This window comes from Deferribacterota bacterium (genome assembly GCA_034189185.1).
GTDB lineage: Bacteria > Chrysiogenota > Deferribacteres > Deferribacterales > UBA228 > UBA228.
In genome coordinates this window covers 1-8,010 of sequence record JAXHVM010000082.1, presented here as the reverse complement: position 1 = coordinate 8,010, position 8,010 = coordinate 1, and the positions used below count along the sequence as shown (strand labels likewise).

The 8,010-nt window shown below is 31.4% G+C and carries 8 protein-coding genes and 1 pseudogene; 5 read left to right on the top strand and 4 right to left on the bottom strand.

All coding sequences use genetic code 11. The annotated features are described in order from the left end of the window. The first annotated feature begins 58 nt into the window (after positions 1 to 58). The 5 genes and pseudogenes from SVN78_06695 to SVN78_06675 all read left to right on the top strand — a co-directional run bounded on the left by SVN78_06695 (position 59) and on the right by SVN78_06675 (position 4,766). Positions 59 to 1,210, top strand: a pseudogene (locus SVN78_06695) (homoserine dehydrogenase). Continuing rightward, a complete protein-coding gene (locus SVN78_06690) occupies positions 1,210 to 2,379 on the top strand; it encodes a cofactor-independent phosphoglycerate mutase (protein ID MDY6821292.1) in 1,170 nt (389 codons plus the stop codon). The pseudogene SVN78_06695 and the gene SVN78_06690 overlap by 1 nt, the downstream one beginning before the upstream one ends. Position 2,380: 1 nt before the next feature. After that, positions 2,381 to 2,779, top strand: a complete 399-nt coding sequence (locus tag SVN78_06685) for a hypothetical protein (protein ID MDY6821291.1) — start codon at positions 2,381 to 2,383, stop codon at positions 2,777 to 2,779. Beyond that, entirely contained in the window at positions 2,769 to 4,355 is a 1,587-nt protein-coding gene (gene cimA / locus SVN78_06680; GenBank protein MDY6821290.1) for a citramalate synthase, read from the top strand. The genes SVN78_06685 and cimA overlap by 11 nt, the downstream gene beginning before the upstream one ends. 18 nt (positions 4,356 to 4,373) lie before the next feature. Further along, positions 4,374 to 4,766 (top strand): hypothetical protein, encoded by a 393-nt coding sequence (locus tag SVN78_06675; GenBank protein ID MDY6821289.1) that lies wholly within the window; start codon positions 4,374 to 4,376, stop codon positions 4,764 to 4,766. On the opposite strand, the gene nifB is transcribed toward SVN78_06675, so the two are convergent. From nifB to SVN78_06655, 4 genes are all read right to left on the bottom strand, one after another. Further along, the gene (gene nifB, locus SVN78_06670; GenBank protein MDY6821288.1) at positions 4,735 to 5,580 is read right to left on the bottom strand and encodes a nitrogenase cofactor biosynthesis protein NifB; all 846 of its coding nucleotides are present in this window, start codon (positions 5,578 to 5,580) and stop codon (positions 4,735 to 4,737) included. The two genes, SVN78_06675 and nifB, sit on opposite strands and share 32 nt — an antisense overlap. 1 nt (position 5,581) lies before the next feature. Next, a complete protein-coding gene (nifX, locus tag SVN78_06665) occupies positions 5,582 to 5,956 on the bottom strand; it encodes a nitrogen fixation protein NifX (protein MDY6821287.1) in 375 nt (124 codons plus the stop codon). Between the two features lie 12 nt (positions 5,957 to 5,968). Beyond that, positions 5,969 to 7,270, bottom strand: coding sequence for a nitrogenase iron-molybdenum cofactor biosynthesis protein NifN (nifN, locus tag SVN78_06660; protein ID MDY6821286.1), 1,302 nt, complete (start codon positions 7,268 to 7,270; stop codon positions 5,969 to 5,971). Next, positions 7,258 to 8,010: nitrogenase component 1 (locus SVN78_06655; protein MDY6821285.1), on the bottom strand; the 753-nt coding region annotated here is incomplete at its 5' end. The genes nifN and SVN78_06655, both read right to left, overlap by 13 nt.

The window sequence follows — 8,010 nt, the reverse complement described above, 5'->3', positions numbered from 1 at the left end:
TAATAAATTTTTGTAATCATCACAGACTTTTACACCCTTTAATTATTCTGATAAAAATAAAGAATTATTAAAGGGTGTAAAAGTCTGTGATGATTACAAAAATTTATTAAATGATAAAGATGTTAATATTGTTATTGAAACCTTAGATGATGCTGAAAAAGCAAGACAATTAGTCTTAGAAGCCCTAGATGCCAGTAAAAATGTAATTATTTCTAATAAAGAATTGTTGGTAAAATATGGTAGAGAATTGATAATTAAGGCCGCCTCAAGTGATCTATCCCTTTGTTTTGAATCATGCGTTGGGGGAGGTATACCCTTGGTGGATGTTATAAAGGAAGATTATGTTGCCGATGATATCTTTGAGATACATGCGATATTAAGTGGAACTGCTAACTATATTTTAACAAATATGGAGAATGGTAATCATAAATTTTCATATTTATTAGAAGAGACTGAAAAACTAGGTTTTACTGAATATGATCCTTCACTAGATATTAGTGGTATAGATTCGGCATATAAGATAACAATCCTTTCAATGATAGCTTTTAAGGGTTTAATAAATTTCAATGATATATATAGAGAGGGCATTGAAAAGATAGGAAAGATTGATATAGAATTTGCTGAGCAATTGGGATGTAAAATTAAATTGTTGGCAGTTGCAAGAAAATTTCAAGGTGGTTATGACATAAGGGTTCATCCAACAATGATTCCAAAACAATATATGTTAGCAAAGGTAAGAAATGAATTTAATGCAGTATATATTAAATCAGATAATCTTGGAAATACCATTCATTATGGTAGGGGAGCCGGTAGCAATGCTATTGGTAGTGCATTAGCTTCTGATATTGTATCAATTATAAGAGAGATAGAACATTCCAAGAGTGTTAGGATAAATCCCTTGGGATACTATGGGGATTCCTTAGATAGCATTAACATTTTAGATCCTTTAGCAATTGAATCTAAATTCTATATTAGATTAATTGTTGATGATGCACCTGGTGTTCTTGCTAGCATTGCAGGTGTTTTGGGTGATAATAATATAGGTATTAGTGCGGCAATACAACCAGAGATAGAAGAAACTAGAAGAATAACACCCCTTGTATTTCTAACGCACAGAACATCTGGCTATAATGTAAAAAATGCTGTAAATAAAATTAATAGTTTAGATAGTGTTAAAGAGGAAGTATTAGTAATTAGGGTTGAAGATTGATGAAGTATTTAGTTTTGTTGTGCGATGGCATGAGTGATTATAAAATAGAGTCTTTAGGCAATAAAACTATAATTGAGTATGCTAGTACAAGCAATTTTGATATGTTAATAAAAAATGGTCAGGGCGTTAAAATATATACAACACCTAAAGGCATGCCACCAGGTAGTGATATATGTAATTTAAGCATATTTGGCTATAACCCTTTAGAATATTATACAGGAAGAAGTCCCTTAGAAGCTCTCAGTATGGGTATCAAGCTTAATGAAAATGATACTGCTTTTAGGGTTAATATAGTAGCCTATTCATTAGACTATAAAAAGATGGATGATTTCTCGGCATTCCACATTGATAATGAGATAGCCAAAGATGTTATTAGCGAATTAAACAAGTTTTTTAAAGATGAGCCTGTAGAATTTTATTATGGTTTAGGCTATAGAAATTTAATGGTCGTAAGGGGTAGAGATTTCGATATAAATACTACCCCACCACATGATATAATGGGTTCTGCTATTAATGATTATCTACCAAAAGGAAGAGATGCTTCATTTATAATTGATATAATGGAGAGAGCTAAGAATATATTTAAAATGGCAAAATATGGAAAGGCTAATGGTATATGGATTTGGGGGGAGGGGAAGAGACCAAAATTGAAACCTTTTAAGGAAAGGTTTGGTGTTATTGGCTCAGTTATATCTGCAGTGCATTTAGTTAGAGGTATAGGTATTTCTGTCGGACTTAATATAATAGATGTGCCTGGTGCAACGGGATTTATTGATACTAACTATAGGGGAAAAGCTGAATATGCCATTAATTCTCTTAGGTCAGTTGACTATGTATATTTACATGTTGAAGCTCCAGATGAAGCTGGGCATATGGGTAGCATTGAAGAAAAAGTTAAAGCTGTTGAAAATATAAACAATTTAATGTTGCCAATTATAATAAATGGTTTAAAAGAGATTGGAGATGAATATAGACTTTTAATTACACCTGACCATCCAACTCCAATTAGTGTGAGATCGCATGTTGCTGAGCCTGTGCCAGCTATTTTGTATGGTTCGGGTGTTGAAGTAGATGATAATGAGTATTATAGTGAAAATATAAAGCCTTTTAGGGTTTTTTATGATGGCTATAACATAGCAGATTATTTAATAAATAATGTGAGGTGCTAATATGGAAAATGTATTAATAAGAGATATTAAATTAGAAAAGAATATAGACTTTATAAGAACTAAAGAACTTGAGACAAACGATTTAGATAGATACAGGGATTTTTCATTGATTACTACTAGTAGAGCTGGTGAGAATGAATATAAAATATATTTAATTAATAAAGATAATGATTTTAGAGATAATAACCTTAACGCTTTAATAATAGATGGAGTGGGTATAAGAAGCAATTTAAAAGTGATGCCTATTATAATGAATTTTTTGTTATTAAATAAAATATATATAAAAGATATATTTATCAATGAGACCAAATTATCATTTTATGTTGAAACCATTAGTGATGCAGATATAATTAATAAATTGAGGGATACTTTAATAAAAGAAGGGTTTGATGTTGAGTAGTTCAAAAAAGGTTATAATCTATGATACTACCTTGCGGGATGGCACACAAGGGGAAGATGTCAATTTCACAGTACAAGATAAGTTAAGGATTGCTCATAAGTTGTTTGATTTTGGTATTGATTATATTGAGGGTGGTTGGCCAGGCTCTAATCCAAGGGATGAGGAATTTTTCAAAAATATACAAAATTATCCTTCCTTATTAGAGAGAATTGCTGCATTTAGTAGTACTAAAAGACCTGGCAAGAAATGTAGAGAGGATAATATATTGCAGGCGCTTTTAAAGGCAAATGTTCCTAATTTGACAATATTTGGTAAATCATGGGATTTACATGTTGAAAAAGCACTAAGGATTTCCTTAGAAGAGAATCTAGAATTAATATTTGATACAATTAAATATTTAAAAAGTAAGGGTAAAACTGTTTTCTATGATGCAGAGCATTTTTTTGATGGATATAAAAAAAACAGTGATTATGCAATGAAAACAATAGATGTTGCAATGCAGGCAGGTGCTGATTGCTTAATTTTATGCGATACAAATGGCGGTGTTATGCCTGATGAGATTATAGATATAATAGAAAAAGTGAAAGCTTTTACAAAGGAATATCCACTAGGTATCCATTGTCATAATGACAGTGAAACTGCAGTTGCAAGTACATGTTTAGCTGTTAAACATGGTATAAGCCATGTTCAAGGAACAATAAATGGATATGGAGAAAGATGTGGTAATGCCAATCTTTGTTCAGTTATACCAAATCTTGAATTGAAATATGGCTATGAATGTGTTGGTAGGGACAATCTAAAGAAATTAAAGGGTATATCTCGTTATGTCAACGAGTTAGGTAATATAAGACATAATACGCACCAACCCTATGTGGGGAATTCTGCTTTTGCACATAAGGGTGGTATACATGTTAGTGCTATTTTGAAGGATCCCACAACTTATGAGCATATAGATCCTAAGCTAGTTGGTAATTCACAAAGGGTTTTATTGTCTGACTTGTCTGGCAAAAGTAATCTTATTTATAAAGCTAGGGATTTTGGTATTGATGTTGATAGTAAAGATCCTAAGATTACAAATCTGGTAGATAAACTTAAAGATTTAGAAAATAAGGGATTTCAATATGAAGGCGCAGAAGCCTCATTTGAACTGTTAATACGAAAGACCTTAGGTGATTTTAGGAGATTTTTTGATCTACTTTCCTTCCGTGTTTTAGATGAAAAAAGAAGTGCTATTGAACCTCCTTTCACTGAGGCAACTGTTATGTTAATGGTAGCAGGAGAGATAGAGCACACTGCTGGTGTTGGTAATGGACCCGTTAATGCGCTAGATAATGCACTACGTAAAGCATTGGAGAAATTCTATCCACAGATAAAGACAGTAACTTTAGTAGACTATAAAGTTAGAATACTAACAAGTAGAGATGGTACTGGGGCTTTAACGAGGGTTTTAGTTGAAAGTAGCGATGGTAAGGATATGTGGGGAACTGTTGGGGTGTCAAGAAATATAATTGATGCAAGCTATCAAGCACTTATCGATTCAATTGACTATAAACTTTTTAAAGATGCTTATAAATAGATTTAATTTGTGTACTCTATGAAAAAGATAATATTATGTTTTCTGCTTTATTTTATAGTTTTCTCATTAAGCGCAGATGTCTATGGCCAAAGTTGTGGTATTGGTAAAAATATACCAAAAGAGAATGAACAATTAGAAGAAATTGGAGAAATCTTTAGATTAACTATAACAGGCTTAGATGAGATTCTTAACCTTATTAGATTTATTAACGAGAATATTCCAAGGGAACAAGCTATACAAGTAATTAATCTATTTCTCTCTATGTTAGGAGATGTTACTATTAATGAGGGTGAAATATGCATGCCTACTAGTACGCTTATAGAAACATTTAGAGAGTTTGTTCTCATAATGACAAATAATGAAGAAATAGACAATAACCCTAATGCGATTGATTATGTAAATAGCCAGTAGCATCTGCCCTGCACTGTTTACAATGCTTCATTATTGACGAATAGGAACCAAAGATTTTAGCACTTACACCCCTTGCTATATCTATTTCTTCCTCTGTTGGTCCTCTTAAATTTAGTCGTGAAAAGACAGTATTATGTTCTTTTTTTACAATCAACGGTGTAATATTATGTATCTTAACGCCTAACCTCTTTATTGCCCTAGATATGTTTATTATGTCAATATCATTAATAGAAGGTATTAAAATAGTGTTAATTTTAACTAATATGTTATTTTTAACTAGTAACTCAATTCCTTTGAGTTGGTTTTCTAATAAGATATTTGCAGCATCTAAGCCATTATATTTTTGGTCCTTTAATTTTACATATCTATATATTTTTTCAGATATATAAGGATTTACTGTATTTAATGTAACAGTGCAATGTGATATCTTGGCCTTTATTATATCTTCTATATATAATGGAATATTCAGTCCGTTTGTGCTTAAGCAAAAGAGTAGTTCTGGTTTTATCTCTCTCAATAAATTAAATGTTGTAAAAGTTCTATCGGGGTTTGCCAAAGGATCACCTGGGCCTGCTATACCAATAACAGAAACATTTTTATCCTTTGTAAGATAAAACTCTACAAATTTGACAGCTTCTTCAGGTGTTAGTAGTTTGCTAGTATACCCCGGCATAGATTCATTAGAGCAGTCAAATTTTCTATTACAATAGTTGCACTGTATATTACATTTTGGTGCAACTGGTAGATGTATTCGTCCGTATTTATAATGCGCATTTACACAGAAGCAAGGATGTCTCTCATTGAGTGATTTCATTTTATTCTCCTTTAGTTTGTATAACTTTTTTTAGCCAGATTGGAGGGTTGGCTCTTAAAAGATTTTTTAGCCTTTCTAGAAGGTTAACAATATCGGTATTTTCATCAACTTTTATGGGATGTATTTTATTTCTCACTGAAACAGCTGCTGCTGGGCCACCAATTGCACATACATATAAAAGCGCGCAGTCCTTTATTGAACGAACTTTAGATTCTGTGGTATCCTTATGTTCTTTTGATCCATCAACTACAATAAGCTCCCTTTTTTCTGATAATGTATATCCATCTTCATCAACGTCATATATGTATATATATCTACTCCTTCCAAAATGCTCATTAACACTAACCCCATTGTTTGAACAAAAAGCAACCTTCATTATAAACCTCCTTTATATGATTTTTTTCATAGATTCTTCTTCTTCTTTTTCATATAAAATGTTTGTTATTTCAAAGAGAAAGTTCATTGAGCCTTTATAACCTATAAACTCTTTTAAGTGGTAACCCAATCTATTTTTTACTGGAAAACCAGCCAAATAAAGACTTATATTTTTCTTTGTGCTTGCTAATAATGCATTTGTATTTGATATAAGGATCTCAGATTTAACTATTTCTCTTTCTGCATCTTCAATATCACCAATATAAATTTCATGTGTGGGTACCATCTCAATTATATCACTGTCATTTGTTGTTATTGCGGCCTCTAGATTTAACCCCATTTCTTCAACTAAAAAATAGCTAAGGCTAAAGAGTAGGTCGGGTTCTGTAGCTACCGAGACATATTTATTTGTTGTATAGAAGTGACAATCTAACATTGCATCAACAAACATATTTCGTTGTTCAACATATTTAACATCTCTCTTATTGCCACTTATCTCTTCAAGTATATTTAAAAACAAATCAGTATATTTAATACCTGTTAATGATGGTAAGAAATAATAGGGTATGTTAAATTGTTCTTCTAAATATTTTGCTATATTTAACATACTCTGACCAATACAAATAGTTGATGTTGCATCACCCATCTGCTTTATGTCATCTAGGGTAGTTGAACTTTTAGTAAGGGTTGGGCAACTACCATTTGATCCAGAAAGAAAGGATATATCAGGTAATATTGTAAATTCTAAATTAAAATCCTTTATAATCTCTTTAAGTTCAATAATATCTCCACAGGTCATAGAGAAATTAGTCAAGATATTAATTTTTTTGTTATTCTTATTGTCCCTTTTTTCTGCAAAATTAATTATTAATTCTTTTGTTGCCTTTGAAAAACCGAGCTCTGCATCACCAAGTGTATCGCTACAGTTAATATAGATTAAATTTGAAGTAGTATTTATATCATTTAATGTATTTAATTCACCTTTTACGTCATCACCCCTTGTCTCAACTAGGGTTGTTCCTAATATTGATATTATTTCAGGAGATTTATTTTTTAGGGAATTATTTAATGCCTCAGGTATGTTGCTTTTACCCATTATAGTTGCAATATCAACAGTTGCAGTAGTTTGGAGTGGTATTACCTCATTAAAGTGATCGGTTAATATATTTTTTGTAAAAGCTGTGCAACCTTGACAACCATGGTGTAATATAAGTGTTTTATCTATTCCCAACATTGCAAGTGTCGCACCTAACAGGGGACTTTTTTTCAATGGATTTGTTAGCCCATCTTTTTTTATTACCTTTAACTCACCCATTTTTTCTCTCCTCTTGCAATCTTAAATACAGGGCAACAGATTTCATTATAGATATCCTTTGCCAATCTTATTATGCCTTCATAACCACTGTAGGCGTGTTCTCTTTCTTGGTTTATATCTATAAAAGGAATTTTACCTTTGACAGAATTATATTTATTCCTACCACCAGCTAATAAAATATCTATATTATATTTTTCCATTAAATCTAATATCTTTGAGCCACTTTCTTGCCCTATTAATATTTTGTTTTTACCTAAAAAATAATTTTCTAATCTCTCAATATCGTTATCAGTAGATTTTCTAATACTTGTTCCAACTACCTCAAAACCTAGTTCTTCTAAAAGGTATACAAAGGACCAACTTTTAACACCGCCACTGTATATGAAAGCCTTTTTCCCTTTAAAATAATTTTTATAGGGCATCAGTCTCTTTAATGTTTCTTTTTCTTTTTCACAGGTTAATCTAAGGACATCTTTTTTTAATTGCTTATCATCTAATAAATCTGCAATACTAAGAAGCGTTTCTTTAGTCTCCCTCATACTATAAAAAGAGCCCTGTATAAATGGTATATTATAGACTGTTTTTAATTTACGTGCTAATGACAACAATGCTTGGCTACAGATAACAACACTACATTTTGCGTGATGCGCATAGGTTATTTCATTATAAGTGGAATCACCTGTTATTTTACTCAGTACTCTAATATTTAATTCCTTAAATAAAGGTAAAATATTCCAAAG